1 protein-coding gene is annotated in these 318 nt (G+C 68.6%); it reads right to left on the reverse strand.

The window, feature by feature from the left end; translation table 11 throughout:
* Positions 1-318: hypothetical protein (locus KVT44_RS55880; RefSeq protein ID WP_217576936.1), on the reverse strand; the 318-nt coding region annotated here is incomplete at both ends.

The following is a 318-nucleotide window of genomic DNA, read 5'->3' on the forward strand; positions in this document are numbered from 1 at the left end:
CGCAGCGGAACGTTCGTCGCGGGTGTCGATGATCGCTCGTGCCTGCTGGGTGAGCCGGTCGTGGATGCCCTCGGCGATCACCGTCGACACGGTTGCGACCACGTCGCTCATCCCGTCTCGGCCCGGCACGATCCGCACGCACCGCGTCGCGGCGGCTTCCTCGTGGCGTTCCGCGAACGAGCGCGGGTGCATCCGGTGGGCGAGGATCTCCAACTCGCCTCGCACCCTGTTGGGAGTGTCGCGCTCGTACCGTGAGATCGCAACCTGTTCGAACTCCGCCCACATCTCGGCCGGCAGGGTCGTCCCGGTCTCGACGAT

The sequence above is a fragment of the Streptomyces sp. GbtcB7 genome (assembly GCF_019091445.1).
Lineage (GTDB): Bacteria > Actinomycetota > Actinomycetes > Streptomycetales > Streptomycetaceae > Streptomyces > Streptomyces mirabilis.